General features: G+C 69.9%; 14 protein-coding genes. 8 read left to right on the top strand and 6 right to left on the bottom strand.

Annotation, left to right across the window (positions count from 1 at the left end):
* Positions 1–39: 39 nt before the first annotated feature.
* Both AB5J54_RS05315 and AB5J54_RS05310 read right to left on the bottom strand, forming a co-directional pair.
* Complete coding sequence (locus AB5J54_RS05315; RefSeq protein WP_369142724.1) at positions 40–1020, bottom strand: carbohydrate ABC transporter permease; 981 nt, start codon at positions 1018–1020, stop codon at positions 40–42.
* Positions 1021–1024: 4 nt separating this feature from the next.
* The gene (locus AB5J54_RS05310; protein WP_369142723.1) at positions 1025–1951 is read right to left on the bottom strand and encodes a carbohydrate ABC transporter permease; all 927 of its coding nucleotides are present in this window, start codon (positions 1949–1951) and stop codon (positions 1025–1027) included.
* Between the two features lie 276 nt (positions 1952–2227).
* Here AB5J54_RS05310 and AB5J54_RS05305 point away from each other — a divergent pair, with 276 nt between their 5' ends.
* From AB5J54_RS05305 to AB5J54_RS05285, 5 genes are all read left to right on the top strand, one after another.
* Positions 2228–3226: a LacI family DNA-binding transcriptional regulator gene (locus AB5J54_RS05305; RefSeq protein WP_369149226.1), complete on the top strand. Its 999-nt coding sequence runs from the start codon at positions 2228–2230 to the stop codon at positions 3224–3226.
* Between the two features lie 628 nt (positions 3227–3854).
* Positions 3855–5297: an RICIN domain-containing protein gene (locus AB5J54_RS05300; RefSeq protein ID WP_369142722.1), complete on the top strand. Its 1443-nt coding sequence runs from the start codon at positions 3855–3857 to the stop codon at positions 5295–5297.
* 135 nt (positions 5298–5432) lie between these two features.
* Positions 5433–7853, top strand: coding sequence for an RICIN domain-containing protein (locus AB5J54_RS05295; RefSeq protein WP_369142721.1), 2421 nt, complete (start codon positions 5433–5435; stop codon positions 7851–7853).
* A gap of 218 nt (positions 7854–8071) precedes the next feature.
* Positions 8072–10816 (top strand): SpoIIE family protein phosphatase, encoded by a 2745-nt coding sequence (locus AB5J54_RS05290; RefSeq protein ID WP_369142720.1) that lies wholly within the window; start codon positions 8072–8074, stop codon positions 10814–10816.
* A 167-nt stretch (positions 10817–10983) separates the two neighbouring features.
* A complete protein-coding gene (locus AB5J54_RS05285; RefSeq protein WP_369142719.1) occupies positions 10984–12078 on the top strand; it encodes an ABC transporter substrate-binding protein in 1095 nt (364 codons plus the stop codon).
* A gap of 51 nt (positions 12079–12129) precedes the next feature.
* Here the strand turns inward: AB5J54_RS05285 and AB5J54_RS05280 are convergent, their stop codons facing one another.
* Positions 12130–13194 carry a Gfo/Idh/MocA family protein gene (locus tag AB5J54_RS05280; protein ID WP_369142718.1) on the bottom strand — a complete coding sequence of 355 codons (1065 nt, stop codon included), beginning with the start codon at positions 13192–13194 and terminating at the stop codon, positions 12130–12132.
* Between the two features lie 227 nt (positions 13195–13421).
* Complete coding sequence (locus tag AB5J54_RS05275) at positions 13422–14423, bottom strand: LacI family DNA-binding transcriptional regulator (protein ID WP_369142717.1); 1002 nt, start codon at positions 14421–14423, stop codon at positions 13422–13424.
* A 604-nt stretch (positions 14424–15027) separates the two neighbouring features.
* Here AB5J54_RS05275 and AB5J54_RS05270 point away from each other — a divergent pair.
* From AB5J54_RS05270 to AB5J54_RS05260, 3 genes are all read left to right on the top strand, one after another.
* The gene (locus AB5J54_RS05270; RefSeq protein WP_369142716.1) at positions 15028–16479 is read left to right on the top strand and encodes an RICIN domain-containing protein; all 1452 of its coding nucleotides are present in this window, start codon (positions 15028–15030) and stop codon (positions 16477–16479) included.
* Positions 16480–16741: 262 nt separating this feature from the next.
* On the top strand, positions 16742–18253 hold the full coding sequence (locus AB5J54_RS05265) for an alkaline phosphatase family protein (protein WP_369142715.1): 1512 nt from the start codon (positions 16742–16744) through the stop codon (positions 18251–18253).
* Positions 18254–18550: 297 nt separating this feature from the next.
* Positions 18551–20698 carry a family 20 glycosylhydrolase gene (locus AB5J54_RS05260; protein ID WP_369142714.1) on the top strand — a complete coding sequence of 716 codons (2148 nt, stop codon included), beginning with the start codon at positions 18551–18553 and terminating at the stop codon, positions 20696–20698.
* Positions 20699–20774: 76 nt separating this feature from the next.
* On the opposite strand, the gene AB5J54_RS05255 is transcribed toward AB5J54_RS05260, so the two are convergent.
* Positions 20775–21611 (bottom strand): ketose-bisphosphate aldolase, encoded by an 837-nt coding sequence (locus tag AB5J54_RS05255; protein WP_369142713.1) that lies wholly within the window; start codon positions 21609–21611, stop codon positions 20775–20777.
* A 92-nt stretch (positions 21612–21703) separates the two neighbouring features.
* Complete coding sequence (locus AB5J54_RS05250) at positions 21704–22654, bottom strand: SIS domain-containing protein (protein WP_369142712.1); 951 nt, start codon at positions 22652–22654, stop codon at positions 21704–21706.
* Between the last annotated feature and the right edge of the window lie 105 nt (positions 22655–22759).

Below are 22759 nucleotides of genomic sequence, written 5' to 3'. Positions count from 1 at the left end.
GAGGAAACTTCCGGGAGGGGGCGGATCGGGGAGGCTTGGTCATTCCTTGACGCTGCCGGCGGCCAGGCCGGACTGCCAGTACCGCTGGAGCAGCAGGAAGACGGCCACGATCGGGACGATCGTGAGCAGGGAACCGGTGATGATGAGGTCGAAGACGGCCTCGCCGCCGGCGGTCTGGGCCTGGGCGTTCCAGGCGTTGAGCCCGAGGGTCAGCGGGTACCAGTCGGGGTCCTTGATCATGATCAGCGGCAGGAAGTAGTTGTTCCAGGTCGCGACCATGGAGAACAGCAGGACGGTGACGGTGCCCGGCACCAGGAGCGGCAGTGCGATGGTGAAGAAGGTGCGCACCTCCCCGGAGCCGTCGATGCGCGCGGCCTCCAGGAGTTCGGTGGGGACGGCCTCGGCGGCGAAGACCCACATGAGGTAGAGGCCGAAGGGGGAGACCAGGGAGGGGATGATGACGGCCCAGGGGGTGTTGGTCAGTCCCATGTTGCTGAACATCAGGAAGGTGGGGACGGCCAGGGCGGTGCCGGGGACGGCCACGGCGCCGATGACCACCGCGAAGACCGCCTTGCGGCCGGGGAAGTCGTACTTGGCCAGGGCGTAGCCGCCCAGGACGGCGAGGACCGTGGCGCCGCCCGCGCCGGCGGCGACGTACAGCAGGGTGTTGAGGAGCCAGCGGACGAAGACGCCGTCGTCGTAGGTGAGGGTGCGGGAGATGTTGTCCCAGAAGTGGGTGTCGTCGGCGAACCACAGACCGAAGGAGTCGAGCAGTCCCTTCTGGTCCTTGGTGGCGTTGATCAGCAGCCAGGCCAGCGGCAGGAGGGTGTAGAGGAGGACCAGGCCGGTGACGAGTGTCAGCGGGATGCTGGGGCGCGGGTTGAGCGGAGTGTGCGGACGCCGCTTGCGGCGCGTCGGTGCGGCGGTCCGGGCGCGGGGCGGGGTGGTGGTGCCGGCGGCCCGCGGCCCGGTGGGGGACGGGGTGGGCTCGGTGGACGCGGTGGTCATGGAGGTGGTCATCGGCTCAGCCCTTCCGCATGCCGCGCAGCTGGACCGCGTAGGCGATGATCGCGGTCAGGACGCCCATCACGATCGCCACGGTCGCCGCGTAGTTGTGCTGCTGGCCCGAGAAGGACAGCGAGTAGGTGTAGAGGTTGGGGGTGAAGTCGCTGGTGATCGCGTTCGGCGCGAGCTTCTGCAGGATGCTGGGCTCGTTGAAGAGCTGGAAGCTGCCGATGATCGAGAAGATCGTGGCGATGACCAGCGCGCTGCGGATGGCCGGGAGCTTGACCGAGCGCACCACCCGCCACTCGCCGGCGCCGTCGATGGCGGCCGCCTCGTAGAGCGAGCGCGGTACGACCTTGAGCGCGGAGTAGAAGATCAGCATGTTGTAGCCGACGAACTCCCAGGTCACGATGTTGCCGATGGAGGCCAGGACCAGGGACGGCGAGAGCGGGTCGGGCAGCGACACGCCCAGCGCGTCGTTGATGTTGCCGACCAGGCCGAACTGCGTGCCGTACATGAAGCCCCAGATCAGACCTGCGACGACGGCGGGCACGGCGTAGGGCAGGAAGATCGTGACCCGGAAGAAGGTCTTGCCGTACAGACGGCCGCTGTCGATCGCGAGCGCGGCGAGAAGGGCGATCCCGAGCATGACGGGGACCTGGACCAGCAGGAAGAGCCCGACGCGGACCAGTCCGTCCCAGAAGCGGGGATCGGTGAGCGCCTCGCCGTAGTTGTCGAGGCCGACGAAGGAGGTGCCGCCGATGAGCCGGTCCTGGAACAGGCTCAGGTACAGGGCGTAACCGATCGGTGCCAGGAACACGAGGCCGAAGACCGCCACGAACGGGCCGGCGAAGCCCCAGCCCACCAAGGCCTCCTTGCGGAGGCGGAAACGGGCTTGTCGGCGGGGCGGAGGAGCCGCCTGTGCTGACGTCGACAGGAGCGTCATGGGTTGGGTCCTAGCGTCGGTGACCGAGCGGTCCGGAGGCGGGGAGCGAGGTGGTGGGGCCGAAGGCCGAAAGGCGCCTCTGCACGAATAGCTAACCGATACGTAATGTTTACGCAATCATCGGTAAGGTGATGGTGACATTCCCGCTGGGGGGCGTCAAGCACGAACTGACAGCGAATGAGAGGGAATCGGGTGACCGAGCAGAACGCGACCGGCCGGCCGACGGCCGTGAACGAAGGCCGGCGGGGGGCGCGTGCCAGGCCGCGCCGTGTCTCCATGGCGGACGTCGCCCAGCGGGCGGGCGTCTCCTCGCAGACGGTGTCGCGCGTCTCCAACGGTGACGCGGCCGTCGTCGAGGCGACCCGCGAGAAGGTCCTCGCCGCGATGAAGGAGCTGGGATACCGCCCCAACAGCGCGGCGCGAGCTCTCAAGCGCGGTGACTTTCGAGCCATAGGCGTCATCATCAGGGGGCTCACCACCACGGGCAATGTCAAAACCCTGGACGCGGTCACCAGCTCGGCCTCCCGCGCGGGCTACGCGGTCACCCTGATCCCACTCGACGCCCCCACCCAGGAGAACGTCAAGGGGGCGTTCACCCGGCTCGACGAGCTGGCGGTCGACGCCGTCGTGCTGATCATGGAGGTGCATCTGCTCGACACCGCTGCCCTCACCCTGCCGCCGCACGTCAAGGTGGTCGTGGTGGACTCGGACGCCACCGGGCGCTTCCCGGTGGTGGACACGGATCAGCGGCAGGGCGCCCGCTCCGCCGTGCGGCATCTGCTCGACCTCGGCCACGGCACGGTGTGGCATGTCGCAGGACCCGAGGAGTCCTTCGCCGCGGGCCGTCGTGCCGAGGCGTGGGAGGCGGCACTGCGCGAGGAAGGGCGCACGGTGCCCCCCGTGCTGCGCGGGGACTGGACCCCCGAGTCGGGGTACGAGGCGGGCCTGAGGCTCGCCGACGAGAAGTCCTGCACGGCGGTGTTCGTGGCCAACGACCAGATGGCCCTCGGTGTGCTGCGTGCCTTCCACGAGCGCGGTGTGCGCGTTCCCGAGGACGTCAGCGTCGTCGGATTCGACGACATCCCCGAGGCGGCCTCCTTCATCCCGCCCCTGACCACGGTCCGCCAGGACTTCGCCCAGGTCGGAGCGCTGTGTGTCGACGCCGTCCTGCAGGAGCTGGCGGGAGAGACGGTGACGGGGGTACGCCTCGTGGCGACGGCGTTGGTGGAGCGGAACAGTACGGCGGCCCCCCGCACGCGCGGACGGAAGCGCTGAGAAGGAAGCACTGAGGCGTGGCCGGGGAGGAGGGCGGACGGTACGGGAGTCATGCCGACCGGGCGCGAGGGAACGTGGCCGGAAGGGGCTCTCGCGGGCCCGACGCGGCAGAGTCGGAAGGGTCGGGAGGGGGAGAAGGCTTCAGGTCGTGATGCCCGGCGGGCGGGCCGCCGTGTCGGGGCGGCCGGTGGCGAGCCGGCCGTGATCGGGCGACCGCGTTCTGTCGTCCGACACCCATGCCGACACCCTCGCGCCATCTGCCGCCGGAAGGCACCGAAGGCGGCCCGTACGGAGGAGGGCGCCGTCCCTATGTTGGCGCAAACATCCCCGTGAGGTCAACGTCGGCACAGTCTTGTCCGAATCCTTGACAGCCCCCACGGCCCTCTCCACACTCTCGTCCCAAGCGCTCAAGTTAACGCGAACATGGCAAGGCGACACCTCGGCGTAACGAGGTGGTCACTTTTCGTCGGCGACGCCGGACCCCACCCGGCGGTCACCTTCCGGCCGGCACGCGATGTCGCCGGTGCACCCCGTATACGCAGGCAGCCTGCACCGGAGGTGCGCTCACGCCTACCCCATCCGCCCCACCGGACACTTCCCTCCCCCTCAGACCGCGAGGTACGCGATCATGCGACGCACATCCTCGGGGACGGCCACCGTGCTCACCGCACTGTGTGCTGTTCTCCTGTCCCTCTTCGGTGCCGTGGGCACGGCTCGTGCCGCGTCGGTGAGCATCGACAACGCCACCCAGTTCACCGATCCGGCGGGCAATCCCGTCCATGCCCATGGCGGCGGGGTCGTGAAGGTGGGTGCGTATTACTACTGGTTCGGCGAGGACCGCAATGCCGACAACAGCTTCCGGTACGTGTCGGCCTATCGCTCCAGCGATCTGAAGACGTGGGAGTTCCGCAACCACGTGCTGAGCCAGGCGACGGATCCGGAGCTGCAGGGCGCGAACATCGAGCGGCCGAAGGTGATGTTCAACGCCTCGACCGGGCAGTTCGTGATGTGGATGCACAAGGAGGGGAGCGCGACGGACTACTCGGAGGCGCGTGCCGCGGTGGCGGTCTCCTCGACGGTGGACGGGAACTACTCATGGCGCGGCAGCTTCCGTCCGCTGGGCCACATGTCGCGTGACATCACCACGTTCGTCGACACCGACGGCACGGGATACATGATCTCCGCCGCCAACGAGAACGCCGACCTGCACGTCTACCGGCTCACCGCCGACTACACGGGCATCGCCGCGCAGGTGCAGAAGCTGTGGGCGGGCCAGTCGCGGGAGGCCCCCGCCATGTTCAAGCGCAACGGCGTGTACTTCCTGCTCACCTCGGGCGCCAAGGGCTGGGCGCCCAACCAGCAGATGTACGGCACCGCCACCAGCGTCACGGGCACCTGGAGCGGCCTGAAGAACGTCGGTGACTGGAGCACCTACGGCTCGCAGACGGCCTACGTCCTTCCGGTGCAGGGCACGTCCGGCACGTCGTACCTCTACATGGGTGACCGGTGGGGCAACTCCATGGGCGGCATGGTGCAGGACTCCCAGTACGTCTGGCTCCCGCTGAAGTTCCCCACCAAGACCACCATGACCATGGACTACTACCCGCAGATCACCGTGGACACGGCCACCGGGACCGTGCAGGGCCTCGGGACGTGGGAGACGCTGACCGCCTCGCACAGCGGCAAGTGCGCCGACGTGGCCGACCGCTCCACCGCCGACGGCGCCGCCCTCATCCAGTGGACCTGCGGCAACCGCAGCGTCAACCAGGAGTTCTGGCTGAAGTCCGCCGGCAACGGCCGCGTGCAGATCGTGGCCCGGTACAGCGGCAAGTGCCTGGCCGCGCGGGACGGTTCGACCGCGGACGGCGCCGCGATCGTCCAGTACGCCTGTGACGGAACGGCCGCCCAGCAGTGGAGCTTGATCGGCTCCGGCAGCACCGTGCAGCTGGCCGCCGTGCAGAGCGGCAAGTGCCTCGACGTCACCAACACCTCCACGAGCGACGGCACCCCGCTCATCCAGTGGACCTGCAACACCGGCCTCAACCAGAAGTGGCTCCGCACGGCTGTCTGACCGCCGCCCGGACCGCACCGGGCAGGCCCCGGCTCCCGTCGGGGCCTGCCCCACCCATGACCACTCGTCCCGCACCATCAGCCGGACCGCCCGCGGCGCTCTCGGCGATCGACGACCGACTCAGGGAGACCGACCTTGCGCTCCACCCGTGAACGCCCCCCGACCCGAGTGCGCACCGGCGCGCTCCTGGGCGCCGCCGCCGTTGCCGCCCTCCTCACGACCAGCCTCACGCCCCTGACCTCCGTGGCCGCGGCCGAGGGCACCGAGCAGGCCGTGACCGTCCGCCCCGACCCCAGCTATCAGCAGCAGCCGTTCCAGGGGTGGGGCACCGCCCTCGCCTGGTTCGCCAACGTGACCGGCGGCTGGCCGGACGCCCAGCGCAACGCCCTCGCGGACGCCCTCTACGGTGCCGACGGCCTCGGCTTCACCATCGCCCGCTACAACATCGGCGGCGGCGACAGTCCCGAGACCGCCCCCTACCTGAGGGCCGGCGCGGCCGTCCCCGGCTACTGGAACCGGCCCGGGCCCGAGTCGCCCGACTGGTGGGACCCGAACAACCCGGCCCACTGGAACCCGAACGCCGACGCCAACCAGCGCTGGTGGCTCACCGCCGCCAAGGCGCGCGGTGCCGACACCTTCGAGGCCTTCTCCAACTCCGCCCCGTACTTCATGACCAACAGCGGCCTGGTCTCCGGGGCGACCAACGGCTGGCAGGACAACCTCCGCTCCGACCAGTACGACCGGTTCGCCGCGTACCTCTCCGGCGCCCTGAAGCGCGCCCAGAACGCCACCGGTGTCACCTTCGACTCGCTCTCCCCCGTCAACGAACCGGGCACCGACTACTGGCACGCCGGCGGGCGGCAGGAAGGCTCGCACTGGGACCCCGCTTCCCAGGCGCGCATGATCACCACCATGCGCGCCCGGCTGAACGCCGACGGCCTCACCACTCCCCTCGCCGCCATGGACGAGACCAACCCCGACGTCTTCCGTGCGGACTGGGACACCTACGACCCGGCGGTCAAGTCCGCCATCGGCAGGCTCAACACCCACACGTACGGCACCAACGGCCGGACCGGAGTCCGTGACATCGCCAAGGGGACCGCCACCCCGCTGTGGATGTCCGAGGTGGACCTGGGCGGCAGCGTCGGGCAGAGCTTCACCGACATGAGCCCCGCCCTCGACCTCACCCAGCACGTCAACGAGGACTTCCGCGAACTGGAACCCCGCGCCTGGGTCCTGTGGCAGGCCGTCGAGGACTACGAGAACATGACCCCGGGGCACGAGAACTCCAACTGGGGCCTCATTCAGACCGACTTCACGCCCGCGGACGCGGCCACCGAGCCGCTGCGCAAGAACAAGAAGTACTGGGCCATGGCGAACTACACCCGGTTCGTCCGCCCGGGTGCCCGCGTCATCAACACCGACAACGCCGACACCTTCGCCGCCCTGCGACCGGCGGGTCAGGGCGCGGTCGTCGTCCACACCAACCCCACCGGCGCGCCCCAGCGGCTCACCCTGAACCTCGGCGGATTCCAGAACGTGGGCACGGGAGCCGTCCAGCGCTACACCACGGACGGCACCAAGAACCTGCAGCGCGAGAGCGACCTGACCCCGGTCGGCAAGACGCTCACCGCCACCGTGGGTGCGGGCTCCGTCACCACCTTCGTCCTGCCCGGCGCGACGGGCGTGAACGTCTCCGACAGCACGGCTCCCACCGGCGCGGCGCGGCAGCTGCTCAACGACAACAGCGGCAAGGCCCTGGCCGTCTCCACGAGCAACGGCCAGAGCACGCTGGTCCAGCGCACCTCCAGCCCCGGCACCACGGCGCAGCAGTGGAAGTTCACCAAGCTCGCCGCGGCCGACTGGGGCAACACCGCCACCTACCGCATCACGAGCGTCGCCGGCGGCAAGGCGCTCGCGGCCCAGGGTGACACGCTCGCCCTGGTGCCCTCGGGCACCTCCGCCGAGCAGGCCTGGATGCTGTCCACGACCGGGGACGGGCACCACACCCTCGTCAACAGCGCCAGCGGCAAGCTCCTGGACGTCAGCGGCCAGTCCACGAGCGACGGCGCTCCCGTCGGCGTGTACCGTCCGACGACCGGGTCCAACCAGTCCTGGACCTTCCGCTCCGTGGCCGCGGACACCTGGACGCCCCTGCGCATGCGGCACAGCGGCAAGTGTCTGGACGTCAGCGGCGCCTCCACCGCGGACGGTGCCCAGGTCGTCCAGTACACCTGCGGCGGCGCGACCAACCAGCAGTGGTCCCTGCGGCCCGTGGGCGGTGGCTACGTCAACGTCGTCGCCCGGCACAGCGGCAAGTGCCTCGACGTCACCAACGAATCCACCGCCGATGGCGCGATCGTCTTCCAGTACGGCTGCAACGGCGGGACCAACCAGCAGTGGTCGGTGCACCGATCGTCCGACGGGTTCCTCACCCTGCTGGCCCGCCACAGCGGCAAGTGCGTGGACGTGAGCGGCGTTTCGACGGCGAACGGCGCCGAGGTCGTCCAGTACACCTGCAGCACGGCGGCGAACCAGCAGCTCGCCACCTCCTAGCGGCCCCGGCTCCTCACCGGCGGTGCCCCCGACGAGGTCGGCACCGCCGGTGGGGCGCTCGCCGGCCGGGCGGTCCGCTCCCGCGGGCGGACATCCTGGTACGCGCGCAACGCGCCGTGGTCGCAGATCACAGCGAGTGAGGCGTGCCATCTCATGCTTGCCAGGCGTGAGCCGAAAAGGGATAAATATGGAGCATGAGTGGAGAAAAGGGTCACGACATGAGTGATCCCCTCGAAAGTGCGGTAAGGGGCCTGCGGCGCCTCAGGTCGTGGCTGACCACACGCAGTGTCGCCCGCCAGGTCTTCCTTCTCCAGCTGGCTCTCGTGATCCTCCTCGTCGCCGCCGCGGTCGTGGCGATCGTCGTGCAGGCGCGCCGCGACACCATGACCGACGCCCGGCACCGGACCATCGCCGCCGCCGAGTCCTTCGCTCACGCTCCGGGCCTCGTGCGGTCACTGCAGAGCGACTTTCCGACGATCGAGCTCGAGCCCCTGGCCGAAGGGGCCCGCAAGGCCTCCGGCATCGACGCCCTGATCGTGTACGGGCTCGACGGAATCACCCTCACCCACAGCGACCCCACTCAGCTCGGCAAGCACGTCATCGGCCCCTACGCCGAAGCAGCGGCCGGCCGGCCCTTCACTCGCACCTTCCAGGGCGCTCTCGGCCGCTCCGTGGTCTCGGCGGCCCCCGTCAAGGACGCCAAGGGCAACGTGGTCGCCATCGTGTCCGCGGCGGTGACGGTCGAGAAGGTCAAGGACTCGGTGAACCAGCAGCTGCCCGTCTTCCTGGGCAGCGCGGCCGGTGCACTCGCCCTCGTCGCCCTCGGCACGGGCCTGGTGAGCCAGCGGCTGCGCCGCCAGACCCACGGCCTGGGCCCGGCGGAGATGACCCGGATGTACGAACACCACGACGCGGTCCTGCACGCCGTTCGCGAGGGAGTGCTCATCACCGGCCGGGACCGCCGGCTGCTGCTCGCCAACGACGAGGCGCGCCGGCTCCTCGACCTCCCGGCGGACGCGGAGGGGCGCCGCGTCACGGACCTGGGCCTCGACGCCTCCCTCACGGGCCTCCTGGCGTCGGACCGGATCGCCACCGACGAGGTGCATCTGGCCGCGGACCGTCTCCTCGCCCTCAACAAACGGACCACGGTGCCCTTCAGCGGCCAGCAGGGAAGCGTGGTGACCCTGCGGGACACCACCGAGCTGCGCTCCCTGGCCGGGCGCGCCGAGGTGGCGAGGGAGCGGCTGACCCTGCTCTACGACGCCGGAGTACGCGTCGGCACGACCCTGGACGTCGTGCGTACCGCCGAGGAACTGGCGGAGGTGGCCTCCGCCGGGTTCGCGGACGTCGCCACCGTCGAACTCCTGGACCCCGTCCTGAAGGGCGAGGAACCCGCCGGGGCGAGCACCGAACTGCGCCGGACAGCCATGGCCGGCATCACCGAGGGGCACCCTCTCTACCCCTCCGGAGAGCTCATCCACTTCATCCCCGGAACGCCGGTGGACACCAGCGTCAGGGAGGGTCGCTCCGTGGTGGTGCCCGATCTCGCCTCCTCGACCGGATGGCGCGCCCAGGACGAGGAACGGGCCCGGCGGATCCTCCACTACGGCATCCACTCCCTGGCGGTCGTACCGCTGCGCGCGCGGGGAGTGGTCCTGGGGGTGGCGAACTTCTGGCGGTCGGACGCCTCCACGCCGTTCTCGGACGAGGATCTGTCCTTCGCCGAGGAACTGGCGAACAGGGCCGCGGTCTCCATCGACAACGCCCGCCGCTACACCCGCGAGCACGCCATGGCCGTCACCCTGCAGCGCAGCCTGATGCCGCGCAGCCTCCCCGACGACGAGGCGCTCGAGGTGGCTTCCCGGTATCTGCCCGCGGAGTCCGGAGTGGGGGGCGACTGGTTCGACGTGATCCCGCTGCCCGGCGCCCGGGTGGCTCTGGTCGTGGGCGACGTCGTCGGTCACGGTCTGCACGCCGCGGCCACCATGGGCCGACTGCGCATCGCCGTACACAACTTCTCGGCGCTCGACCTGTCCCCGGACGAACTGATCCGGCACCTGGACGAACTCGTGGCCCTCCTCGACACCCAGGACGAGTCCTCCGAGGAGTGGGGAGAGACGATCACCGGAGCCACGTGCCTGTGCGTCGTGTACGACTCCGTCTCCGGTGAGGTCACCGTGGCCACGGCGGGGCACCTGCCGCCGGCGGTCGTCCGCCCCGACGGAGGCGTGGAGTTCCTGGAATCCCCGGTCTCCCCGCCGCTCGGCCTCGGGGCCGGCATGCCCGTCGAGACCACCCGGACGACCCTGCCGGAAGGCTCCCGGCTCGTGCTCTACACCGACGGCCTCCTGGAGGACCGCACCCGGGACCCCGACGAGAGCCTGGACGCCCTCCGTGCCGCCCTCACCGGGCCCGACCGCACGCCGGAAGAGACCTGCACCGCCGTCGTCGACACGATGCTGCCCGCGGGATCGGGCGACGACGTCGCACTCCTCGTGGCGCGCGTCGGCCGCCTGGACCCCCACCGGGTCGCCGAATGGGACGTGCCGCGCGACCCGGCGGCCGTGAGCCCGGTCCGCAACGCATGCGCCCGCAAACTGGCGGAGTGGGGCCTGGACGACATCGCCTTCGGTACCGAACTCATCCTCAGCGAACTGATCACCAACGCCGTCCGCTACGGCCTCGAACCCATCAAGGTGCGGCTGCTGTACAGCAGCTCCCTGGTCTGCGAGGTCTCCGACGGAAGCAGCACCGCCCCGTACATCCGGCGTGCCAGCGACACCGACGAAGGAGGCCGCGGCCTCTTCCTCGTCGCCCAGTACGCCGAGAAGTGGGGCACCCGCTACTCCCCGCGAGGGAAGACCATCTGGGCCGCCCAGGCGATCGGTATCGACGCGGGACCCGACCTGGACGCGCTGGGGGAGGAGGACATCCTCAGCCAGTGGGACGACGTGGAGCTGTGAGCGCCGCCGGTGGAGATCGCGTGGCGGCCGGCACACTCCACCCGGACACCCCGAGACCGCCCGAGTAAGGTAAGAAATGCCCGATTGTCGCCTTTGGTCCTTGCGGAGACGCCGTGGTCGTACCTCCCCGAACACGTGCCGCCGCCTTGACGGCCTCCCTCTGTGTCATGGTGCTGGGCCTCGGCGCGTGCGGGGAGAAGAGCGAGCCGGTACGGGTCGTGCCCCCTGCCGTGGCCGGCTCCGCCGAGGAAGCCGGTGGCATGGACGCGCTGGTCAAGGCGGCACAGAAGGAGGGCACGCTCCACACGACGACCCTGCTGCGCCACTGGGCGAACTACGGCGGCCTGATGGACGGCTTCACACAGAAGTACGGCATCAAGATCGTCAACAGCAACCCGTTCGGGTCGAGCCAGCAGGAGCTCGACGACATCAGGAAGAGCCGCGGCAAGGCTAGCGCCCCCGACGTGCTCGACCTCGGAGACGCCTTCGCCCAGGCAGGCGCGCGCCAGGGCCTGCTGGCGCCCTACCGGGTCACCGACTGGGACAGCATCGCGGCGAACCAGAAGGACCCGAACGGCGCCTGGTTCAACAGCTACGGCGGCTATGTGTCCATCGGTTGTGACAACAACCGGGTCCCTGTCTGCCCCGTCTCCTTCGCCGATCTGCTCAAGCCCGAGTACCGGGGGATGGTCGCGCTCAACGGCAACCCCACGACGGCCGGGTCGGCCTTCGCCGGCGTGTACGCGGCCGCCCTGGCCAACGGAGGCTCCTTCGACGACATCCAGCCGGGCATCGACTTCTTCGCGAAACTCGACGACGTCGGAAACTACAACCGCGGCAACCCCAACCCCGCGGCGATCGTCCGCGGCGAGACCCCCATCAGCATCGAGTGGGACTTCCTGAACCTCCGGCACATCGACGAGCTGCGGGGCACCGCTGTGCGCTGGAAGGTGTCCATCCCCTTCGACGGAAGCTTCTCGCAGTACTACGCCCAGGCGGTCAACAAGTACGCTCCGCATCCGGCGGCCGCGCGCCTGTGGCAGGAGTACCTCGCGAGCACACACGGACAGAACCTGCGACTGACGGGCTACGCCCGCCCCGTGCTCATGGACGTCATGGCGAAGGACGGCACTCTCGACAAGGACAAGGCGGCGCGGCTGCCGACGGTCGAGGGCGGCCCGCCGACCTTTCCCACCGACCCGCAGCTGACCAAGGCCCTGTATACGGTGAGGAAGAACTGGGACAAGGCCATCAACGGGTGAACGACGGAACGGGACCGGTGGCACGGCGCGCAAGCACGGTGCCACCGCCCCTCACTCGCCGGGGAACGACACGTCCAGATCGCGGCGGACGCCGTCCAGGACACGCATGATGCTCAATGTCTCGGAGAGCGGCATCAGGTCGGACTCCAGCCGTCCGGCACCGATGCACCGCGCGGCTTCGGCGGCCTGGTAGCAGAGACCGCCGTCGAGCAGGTCGGGGACGAAGGTGTCGAGGAGCTCGTGGTCCCGGCCGATGAGGCGGACCTCGGCCGGTCCGTAGAAGTGGCCGTCGATCTCCAGACGCGCACGGGTTCCCGAGACCGACGCCGTGGTCGGAGTACGGGCGAAGACCGTCGTGTTCAGTACGCCGTGCGCCCCGGAACCGCCGGTCACGACGATCGACGCCTGGCCGTCGACGCCGGTGAACGCCTTGGTGCCCACCGCGGTGACCGAGGCGAACGGTCCGAGCACCATCCAGGCGAAGGAGACCGGATAGATGCCGAGATCCAGGAGCGCCCCACCGGCCAGTTCGGGCGCGTAGTGGCGGTGCCCCGGGTCCGGATCGACCCGGAGGCCATGGTCGGCGATGACGGTCTGCACCTCGCCGAGCAGTCCCGACGCGACCACCTGACGGACCACGTCGATGTGCGGCAGGAAGCGTGTCCACATGGCCTCCATGAGGAACACCCCCCGCTTGCGGGCCGCTTCGATCAACTGCTCGGCCTCGCCGGCGTTGCGCGTGAACGCCTTCTCCACGAGCACGTGCCGGCCCGCGTCGATCGCCTGCATCGCCTGCTCGAAGTGGCCCGAGTGCGGGGACGCGATGTAGACGATGTCCACGTCACGGTCCTCGACCAGTTCCGCGTAACTGCCGTAGGCGGAGGGGATGCCGAAGCGGTCGGCGAACGCGCGGGCGCGCCCGGCGTCTCGTGAGCCGACGGCCACCACCTTCTGGTCGGTGTACTTCTGCAGCGCCTCGACGAAGTAGTTGGCGATCCAGCCCGGTGCGACCACGCCCCACTTGAGGACGGGTGCGTCACGGAGAGAAGGCGTTCGCGGGGCCGGCAGCACCATGCGGGGCGCGTCGTGGTCGTCGACTGGCAGCTCGTGCGACATGAGGGTTCCCATCGGTTCGGGTGGCTGTGAAGCGGGCGGACTGGTCCGATCCGTCGGGGACCCGGGCGTCGCGCAATCGATTGCGCAATCGGTTGCGCAACCGTAGTTCGAAGACGCCGGAGGCTGTCAAGTCCGTTGTCTCGCATGATGGATCCGCCCCTCGGAGGCGACCGGCGGGAGACCGTGAGCCGGCGGACCGGTGGTACGGAACCCGTACGCGGCGAGGGTCAGGCGGATTCGCGCAGGACGAGCCTGGTGCGCAGGGCGACCTGGACCGGGTCGACGCGACCGTCCAGGCGCTCCAGGAGCAGACGCCCGCACGTCGCCCCCACCTCGTAGGCGGGATAGCGGATCGTGGAGAGCCGGGGACGTACCAGGGAGGCGACCTCGATGTCGTCATGGCCGATCAACGCCAGGTCGGACGGGATCTTGATTCCCATCTCCTCGGCTGCTTCCAGCACGCCGATGGCGGAGCGGTCGTTGACGCAGGCGATGGCGGTCGGGGGCTGCGGGCGGGCCATCAGTCGGCGAAGGCCGGCGGCGCCGGTTTCGCGGGTGTGCTTCCCCCGGACGACCAGATCGGCCGGCAGCTCCAGGCCGTGCCGACGGGCGGCGGCACGGAAGAGAGCGAGGCGGGGGTCGCCGTTCGGGGTGCCCGACGGCCCCACGACCATGCCGAGTCGCCGGTGCCCCTGCCGTACGAGATGCCCGACCGCCTGGTCGATCGCCTCGCGGGAATCGGCGCGCACGAGATCGAGATCGGGATCGTCCAGCCCGCTGTCGGCGCTGATCACGACCGGGATCCCCGCGGCCCGGAGCGGGCCGAGGTCGTCCGGTGTCAGCCATTGCGGGGTGATGACGACCCCGTCGATGCGGCGCTTGAGCAGGTCGTCGAGGTAGGACAGTTCCTCCGCGCGATCCGCGTTCGTGTTGCAGACGACGACATGGAGCCGCTCCTCGTGCAACGTGTCCTGCAGTCCCCTGGCCAGTTCGGCGTAGAACGGATTGGCGATGTCAGGGATGATCAACGCCGCCGTGCTGGAGCGGCCGGTGCGCAGGCTCTGGGCCACCGTGTTCAGACGGAAGCCGAGCTGCGCGACTGCGGCCTGGACGGCCTCTCTCGTAGCGGGTGCCACCGGCCGCTTGCCGCTGAGGACATAGGAGACCGTGGTCACCGACACACCGGCGACACGAGCCACCTCGCTCATCGTCACCGGCTGCTGTTCCATCGGGCGTCTCCCTTTCCGTGCCCGAACGTGACCGCCCCTCCGGAGGCGTCACCGGGCGGGCGCCCAGGCTACGGCGCGGGCAGGGGCGAGCGCGGAGGCGGGCAGCGCCAAGTGCCGGGAAGCGCGATCCGTGCCCATGGCATGCAATCAGGCTCAACGGCGCTCGGGCGCGAGGGCGGGGTCGTCGGTCCAGGGGTGGAGAACGGGATTCGACCATGGATCGGCAAGGCGATCGGCGAGTGGACCGACGGTAACGGCTCCCGCGTGAAGAAGTGGCGACGTACCGCTGCCCACTGGCCCCGCGTGCCTCCGATGAGGTCTCTTGACAGTCCCTCGCCGTGCTTTCACACTCTTCCCAACACCCCGCGTTAACGCAAACAACAAGAGGTGACACGCCGCCGTAACACGGCGGCCACCTCCCTCCGCGCACGGGTTGCGTCGCCCCGACCGTCACTGCCGCATCCATGGCCTCCGGTCGGGCATCGCCTTCGCGTACATCTCCTCCGTACGCATCCAGTCACCCCACCCCTCGCAGACACATCGGGTTCGCCACGGGCGGCCGACCCGGACGTGTCGGGTTCCCCACAGCAAGAGGCAAGTGATCATGTCGCGTAAAAGAACCGGGGCATCGGCGGTCTTCGCCGTTCTGTCCGCGCTCCTCCTGTCCCTCTTCGGTGCCGTGGGCACGGCTCGTGCCGCGTCGGTGAGCATCGACAACGCCACTCAGTTCACCGACCCGACGGGCAATCCCGTCCATGCCCATGGCGGCGGGGTCGTGAAGGTGGGCGAGTACTACTACTGGTTCGGCGAGGACCGCAATGCCGACAACAGTTTCCAGTACGTGTCGGCCTACCGCTCCACCGATCTGAAGACGTGGGAGTTCCGCAACCACGTGCTGAGCCAGGCGACGGATCCGGAGCTGCAGGGCGCGAACATCGAGCGGCCGAAGGTGATGTTCAACGCCTCGACCGGGCAGTTCGTGATGTGGATGCACAAGGAGGGAAGCGCCTCGGACTACTCGGAGGCGCGTGCGGCGGTGGCGGTCTCCTCGACGGTGGACGGCGACTACTCCTGGCGCGGCAGCTTCCGTCCGCTGGGTCACATGTCGCGTGACATCACCACGTTCGTCGACACCGACGGCACGGGGTACATGATCTCCGCGGCCAACGAGAACAGGGACCTGCACGTCTACCGGCTGACCGCGGACTACACGGGCATCGACGCCCAGGTGCAGAAGCTGTGGGCGGGGCAGTCGCGGGAGGCCCCCGCGATGTTCAAGCGCAGCGGCGTCTACTTCCTGCTCACCTCAGGCGCGACAGGCTGGGCGCCCAACCAGCAGAAGTACGGCACCGCCACGAGCGTCGGCGGCACCTGGAGCGGCCTGAAGGACGTCGGCAACTCCACCACCTACCGCAGCCAGACGGCCTACGTCCTCCCGGTGCAGGGCACGTCGGGCACGTCGTACCTCTACATGGGCGACCGGTGGGGCAATTCCATGGGCGGCATGGTGCAGGACTCCCAGTACGTCTGGCTTCCGCTGAAGTTCCCCACCAAGACCACCATGACCATGGACTACTCGCCCAAGGTCACGATCGATGCCGCGGCCGGAAAGGTGACCGGCATGAACGTGATCTGGGAGACGCTGTCGGTCCGCCACAGCGGCAAGTGTGCGGACGTCTCCAACTTCGACTCCGCCGACGGCGCCCCGATCATCCAGTGGGGCTGTGGTGGGGACATCAACCAGCAGTACTGGTTCAGGAACGTGGGCACCAGCGGCTACGTCCAGATCATGGCCCGCAACAGCGGCAAGTGCCTGGAAGTGAGCGGTGCGTCCACCGAGGACGGCGCCCTGGTCATCCAGAAGACCTGCGGCTCCGCGAAGTCGCAGCACTGGAAGGTCGAGCCGACGGGTGACGCCGGCTACAGCCGGCTGGTCGCCCGGCTCAGCGGCAAGTGCCTGGATGTCGCCGACTACTCGTACGCCGACGGCGCCAAGATCGACCAGTGGACCTGCAGCGGCGGGCAGAACCAGCAGTGGGAGCGGACCATCGCCTGACGGCGGCAGTCCTTCCGGGCGCCCCTCCACCTTCACGGTGGAGGGGCGCCCGTCGTCTACGCGCCGGTCGTCTGCGCGCGCGTCGTATACAAGCGCCATTGCATGATCACGGAAGTGTAACGGGTCTGATCCAGGAGTTACTTACTGTTCATCTCTGAGGGATTCTGTGGAAACCTGTTGATCCTTGGTTGGTTTCAGTCTCGTCAGCGCCCGGCCATGACGGCCCGGGCGCTGACTCGCAGGTCCTCTCCAAGGAGATCTCGTGCACCTTTCCCCCTCTGTTCGCGCTGCCCTCGTGGGCACCGTCGCGGTGGCCATGCTGCCGCTCGCCGCCTCCGCCCACGCCGCGGGCACCAAGGCGGCGGGCTCGTCCACCGCCGCGGTCACCAAGCGCCCCAAGTCGCTGGTGATCGGCATCGACGGTGCGACCTTCGCCAAGTTCGCGCAGGCGAAGATGCCCAGGGTCCAGGGCCTCATGGCGGCCGGCATGACGGCCACCAGCAACCTCTACGCGAACCCGATGGCTCCCACCCTGTCGGGCCCGGGCTGGTCGACCATCGCCACCGGCACGTGGCCCGACAAGCACAAGGTCCTCGACAACAACTTCACCGGCGCCCGCTTCGACCTCTACCCCGACTACGTCACCCGGCTGGAGGGCGCCAACCCCGCGCTCAACACCCTGGTCGTGGGCACCTGGGCTGCGATCCCCAACACCGTCTTCGGACCCGCGGTCGACACCCGCCTCGGGGGTGTCAGCGACGCCAACACCACCACGACCGCCGTTTCCAGGCTCAAGACCACCGACGCGGACGCCACCTTCGTCCACCTCGACGACGTCGACCACGCCGGCCACACCTACGGCACCGAGTCCCAGGCCTACCTGAACGCCCTCGAAACCGCGGACACCGAGGTCGGCCAGATACTCGACGCCGTCACCTCCCGGGCCACGTACGCCGACGAGGACTGGCAGATCGTCATCACCGCCGACCACGGCCACAAGCCCGCCGGAGGCCACGGCGGAAACACCCCCGCCGAGCGCCAGACCTTCGTCATCGCGCAGGGTGCCGGCTTCACGCCGGGCTCGGTCCGCTACGACGTCAAGGTCACCGACGTCGCCCCGACCGTCCTCTCCCACCTCGGGGTCGTCCCCAACCCGGCGTGGCAGCTCGACGGCAAGGCGATCGGCGCCATCACGCCCGACGCCTTCGACGCCCTTCGTCCCTCCCTGAACACCCGGGTCGACGAACTCGCCCTGCCCTCCACCCTCAAGGGCTGGACGACCACCGCGCCCACCGGCTGGACCATCGACAACTCCGCCATGCCCACAGGCGGCGTGACCGAGTGGCGCGGCTGGTCCTTCGCGACCGACGAGTTCTGGACCAACGCGGCCCTCGACCAGGGCCGTGAGACCAACGTCCGGGCGCGCAACGTCTTCGCCGTCGCCGATTCCGACGAGTGGGACGACAAGGCCCACGGCGCCGGACAGTTCGACTCCACCCTCGTCAGCCCGGCCTTCCCCGTGACCGGCGGTGCGTCGGCGACCGTCTCGTACGCGACGAACTACAAGGTGGACGGCCCGCAGACCGGAGACGTCTACATCTCCTTCGACGGCGGCCCCCGGCAGCTCCTGCAGTCCTACCGCGCGGACCGCAACGCCTTCGAGAACCTCACCGTCGCCGTCCCGGCAGGCGCCACCACCGCCCGGCTGTCCTTCCGCTACACGGGCACCAACAGCGCCTTCTGGACGGTCGACCAGGTCGCCCTGACCTCCTGACACCTCGGACGGGACGGAAGCCGGGAGTGTGTCACGGCACTCCCGGCTTCCTTTCCTGCCCCGACGCCGGCGGGCGCGACCGCGGGAAGGAAGCTACGCCCCGGTAAGCCTTGACCGCCGCGCCCCGCTACTGCAACGGTTCGTTCGAAAGTGCTCGACAGTGGGCTAGATCTTGCATAACTGCGCACGATCGCTGTTCTCGACTGTCTTCTTTGTGTCGTCGCCGCACTCCTGGCGTGATGCGTGCACTCATCCACGCCCATAGGTGTGCGTCCCCTTCCGACGAAGGAGTCCTCCATGCGCTCAACGCGCCGGCGGAGAAGGAACCTCTCCACTCTCGCCGCCCTCACCCTGGCGCTCGCCGCGCCCCTGCCGACGATGGGCACGGCCACGGCCGCATCGGCCGCGGTCGCCGAGTCCACCGCCCCGGCCGTCGTACCCCAGCCCGTTTCACAGACCAACCTGACCGGCAGCGGCTTCGCCCTCACCGCGCAGACGCCGGTGAACGTCGTCCCGTCCAGCGACCCCGATGCCGCGGGCGTGGGCTCGTACCTCGCCACGCTGCTCGCCCCGGCGACCGGCTACACCCTGCCGGTGACCTCGACCGCCCCGTCCGGGAGCCAGTCCATCGTCCTCGACGCCAACGGCCCCTCCAGCCTCGGCGACGAGGGCTACACCCTGTCGTCGACCAGCACCGGCGTGACGGTGACCGCGCACGGAGCGCAGGGCCTGTTCCGCGGGGTGCAGACCCTGCGCCAGCTGCTGCCGGCGGCCATCGAGTCCACCACGGTCAAGCCGGGCCCCTGGACCGTCGCCCCCGTGCAGATCTCGGACACCCCCCGGTACGCCTACCGCGGCGTCATGCTGGACGTGGCCCGACGGTACTTCCCGATGTCCCAGCTCAAGAGGTACATCGACCAGGCTGCGGCCTACAAGATCAACACCCTGCACCTGCACCTGACGGACGACCAGGGCTGGCGCATCGCGATCGGGGCCATACCGAGCCTCACCACGATCGGCGCGAGCACGCAGAGCGGCTTCACCGGCGGCACCACCTGGTACTACTCCGCCGCGGAGTACCAGGAGATCGTGGCCTACGCCAAGTCCCGCTTCATGACCGTCGTCCCCGAGATCGACGGCCCCGGCCACACCAGCGCCGCGCTGGCGTCCGTCGCCAACCTCAACTGCGACAACAAGGCGATCAAGCCGTACTCGGGCTTCGAAGTGGGCATCAGCCTCTACTGTCTGAGCGACGCCCAGCACATATCCAACGTCAGCGGCTTCCTCAGCACGGTCATCGACACCGTGGCGGCGATGACGCCCGGACCGTACGTCCACCTCGGTGGCGACGAGACGCCGCAGGCCACCTCGTCCCAGTACAACGCCTACGTCTCCGCGGCCACCGCGGCCGCGACCGCGCGCGGCAAGACCGTGATGGCGTGGCACCAGCTCGGACAGTCGACGATCCCCGCCAACAGCATCATGCAGTGGTGGGGTGACGCCGACGACCGGGCCACCATCGGCACCGGCAATGAGACCGCGGACATCCAGTTCGTCCGCAACGCCGTCCAGCAGAACGCCAAGTTCGTCATGTCGCCCTCGGACCACGCGTACCTCGACATGAAGTACGACGCGTCGACGCCGTACGGGCTCTCCTGGCAGGGCTACGTCCCGGTGAGCAAGGCCTACGACTGGGACCCCTCCACCTCGACGGCCAAGACCAACGGCACCGGCTCGCTCGTCCCGGCCGACCGCATCGCCGGCGTCGAAGCGGCCCTGTGGGCCGACCGCGCCTACGCGGGCAGCGACAGCCTGCCCCAGTCCACCAGCCAGTTCCCCGAACCGAAGGTGTACGCCGAGTACATGACGTACCCGCGTCTGCCCGCCGTCGCCGAGATCGGCTGGTCGCCCCAGTCCACCCACGACTGGACCGACTTCAGCCGCCGTCTGGGCACCCACGGACCGCGTTGGACCGCGGCGGGAATCGGCTACTACGCCGCGCCCGACGTCCCCTGGACCAGCTCTTCCGGCGGCAGCCTGAACGGCGTCCACACCCTCGCCTCCGGCGGACAGGCCCTGGACGTGCCCGGCAGCTCCACGACTGCGGGCACGCGGCTCGACACCTGGGCCCTGCACGGCGGCAACAACCAGAAGTGGACCTTCACCCAGCAGTCGGACGGCTCCTACACCCTGGTCAACGTCGCCTCCGGACTCTGCGTCGACGTCAGCGGCGGTTCTCTGTCCGCAGGCGCCCCCGTCGTCCAGTGGACGTGCACCGGCGGCACCAACCAGCGGTGGCGGGTCACGCCGGTCTCCGGCGGGACCAGCACCGTGGCATCGGTCAAGAGCGGTCTCCTGCTGACCACCGCCTCGACGGCCAACGGCGCACTCGTCGCCCAGCAGCCCGACAGCGGATCGGCGCTGCAGCGCTGGACCATCGGCTGACACGCCGGTTCAGACGGCCATGACAGAGGCGGGCCCGGACAACGTCCGGGCCCGCCTCGCGTCGTACCCCTCCGGATCAGTGGCCGGCGAGGACGCGCAGCAGTCGTGACACCTCCTCGGCCACCGCCTCACGCGCCGGACCCAGGTACTTCCGCGGGTCGGCGACCGCCGGTGCGGCCTGGAGCCGTTCCCTGATCGTGCGGGTGAAGAGCTGGTTGAGGTGGGTGGAGATGTTCACCTTCGTCATGCCGGCGGCGACGGCCTTCGCGAGGTCCGAGTCGTCGACCCCGGAGGAGCCGTGCAGGACGAGCGGGATGTCCAGGGAGTCCTTCAGACGGGCGATCAGATCGAGGTCGAGCACGGCGTCCCGGATGATCATGGCGTGCGAGCTGCCCACGGCGACGGCGAGCGCGTCCACCGCCGTCGCCGCGGCGAACGCGCGGGCCTCGGCCGGGTCCGTACGGACGTGGGGGGCGTGGGCGCCGTCCTTGCCACCGACCTCGCCGAGCTCCGCCTCGACCCAGACGTCGGCCCGGTGGCAGTGGTCGGTGATCATGCGGGTGGCGGCGAGGTTCGCCTGGTACGGCAGTTTCGAGGCGTCGAACATGACCGAGGTGAAGCCGAGGTCGACGGCCTCCTGGACGAGCTGGGCGGACTCGGCGTGGTCCAGGTGGACCGCCACCGGGACGGTGGCGGCACGGGCGATCTCCAGCGTGGCGAGGGCGAGGGGGGCGAGGGCGCCGTGGTAGCGGGCCGTGTTCTCGCTGATCTGCAGGATGACCGGCAGGCCGGCCCGCTCGGCCCCGGCGACGATCGCCTCGGCGTGTTCGATCTGGACGACGTTGAACGCGCCGACACCGGTGTTCGCGGCGCGGGCGGGGCCGACGACGGCCTCGGTGGGGGTCAGGGGCATGGGAGTTCTCCATGAAGAGGTGACGGAGGCAGCGGGTGCGGTGGACGGCGGTGGCCACCGCACCCGCCGCGAGGGGGCGGCAACGGCGGGAATCAGGCTCCGGGGCCGTCGAGGATCACCGAGCGGGTCAGGTTGCGAGGACGGTCCGGGTCGTAGCCGCGGGCCTCGGCGAGGCGGACGGCCAGGCGCTGGGCCCGGATCAGGTCGGCGAGCGGGTCGAGGGTGCCGGGTCCGTCGCCGGACCCGGCGGAGTACAGACCGCCGACGCGGGCGATGTCGTCGGCGAGGCCCTGCGGTGCGGCGCCGAAGAGCCAGACGACCCGGCCGGGGCCGGTGATGCTGATGGGGCCGTGGCGGTACTCCATGGCCGGGTACGCCTCGGTCCAGGCCCCCGCGGCCTCGCGCATCTTGAGTCCGGCTTCGAGGGCGAGCCCGTAGGCCCAGCCGGTGCCGAGGAAGGTGAACTGCTCGGCGCCGCAGACGGCCGGGTCGAGAGGTTCCGCGATGGCTCGTTCGGCGTCCCGGGCTGCCTGGGCCAGCGGGCGTACACCCGCCGGCAGGGCGTCCTCGGCTTCGAGGTGCGCCCGCAGGAGCGCGAGGACCGTGGTGGCGAACCTGGTCTGGACGACGGACTGCTCGTCCGCGAAGTCGAGGACCGCGACGGCGTCGGCGGCCGTCATGACGGGGGTCGCCGGGTCGGCGGTGATGGCCCCGGTGGCCACGGTTCCCCTGACCCGGTCCAGCAGGTCGAGGACCTCGGTGGTGGTGCCGGAGCGGGTGATCGCGAGGACGCGGTCGTAGCTCCGGCCGTGCGGGAACTCGGAGGCCGCGAAGGCGTCGGTCTCGCCGTGGCCGCCCGCTTCGCGCAACTCCGCGTAGGCGTGGGCCATGAACCATGAGGTGCCGCAGCCGACGACGGCGACGCGCTCACCCCGGCGCGGCAGGGCGTCGGAGAAGGAGGCGACCGCCTCGGCGGCACGGCGCCAGGTGTCCGGCTGGGAGTCGATCTCGACGGAGGTACGGGAAGTCTCGAAGGTGGTCATGCGATTCCTCGGGAGTCGTAGGTCGGGGTGTTCAGGCTCGGGGGCACGCCGGAGGCGTCGACGGATGCTCGGAGGACGGCGGCTTCACGCGATGCCGGGCACGTG

Origin of the sequence: Streptomyces sp. R44 (genome assembly GCF_041053105.1) — a bacterium.
Taxonomy (GTDB): Bacteria; Actinomycetota; Actinomycetes; order Streptomycetales; family Streptomycetaceae; genus Streptomyces.
Note: the sequence above shows the minus strand (reverse complement) of the source record. Positions and strands in the feature narration are given on the sequence as shown.

Coding starts and splice junctions, on each gene's coding strand:
- AB5J54_RS05315 (WP_369142724.1), bottom strand. CDS start 1,020: ATGACCACCTCCATGACCACCGCGTCCACCGAGCCCACCCCGTCCCCC.
- AB5J54_RS05310 (WP_369142723.1), bottom strand. CDS start 1,951: ATGACGCTCCTGTCGACGTCAGCACAGGCGGCTCCTCCGCCCCGCCGA.
- AB5J54_RS05305 (WP_369149226.1), top strand. CDS start 2,228: ATGGCGGACGTCGCCCAGCGGGCGGGCGTCTCCTCGCAGACGGTGTCG.
- AB5J54_RS05300 (WP_369142722.1), top strand. CDS start 3,855: ATGCGACGCACATCCTCGGGGACGGCCACCGTGCTCACCGCACTGTGT.
- AB5J54_RS05290 (WP_369142720.1), top strand. CDS start 8,072: ATGAGTGATCCCCTCGAAAGTGCGGTAAGGGGCCTGCGGCGCCTCAGG.
- AB5J54_RS05285 (WP_369142719.1), top strand. CDS start 10,984: ATGGTGCTGGGCCTCGGCGCGTGCGGGGAGAAGAGCGAGCCGGTACGG.
- AB5J54_RS05280 (WP_369142718.1), bottom strand. CDS start 13,194: ATGTCGCACGAGCTGCCAGTCGACGACCACGACGCGCCCCGCATGGTG.
- AB5J54_RS05275 (WP_369142717.1), bottom strand. CDS start 14,423: ATGGAACAGCAGCCGGTGACGATGAGCGAGGTGGCTCGTGTCGCCGGT.
- AB5J54_RS05270 (WP_369142716.1), top strand. CDS start 15,028: ATGTCGCGTAAAAGAACCGGGGCATCGGCGGTCTTCGCCGTTCTGTCC.
- AB5J54_RS05260 (WP_369142714.1), top strand. CDS start 18,551: ATGCGCTCAACGCGCCGGCGGAGAAGGAACCTCTCCACTCTCGCCGCC.
- AB5J54_RS05255 (WP_369142713.1), bottom strand. CDS start 21,611: ATGCCCCTGACCCCCACCGAGGCCGTCGTCGGCCCCGCCCGCGCCGCG.
- AB5J54_RS05250 (WP_369142712.1), bottom strand. CDS start 22,654: ATGACCACCTTCGAGACTTCCCGTACCTCCGTCGAGATCGACTCCCAG.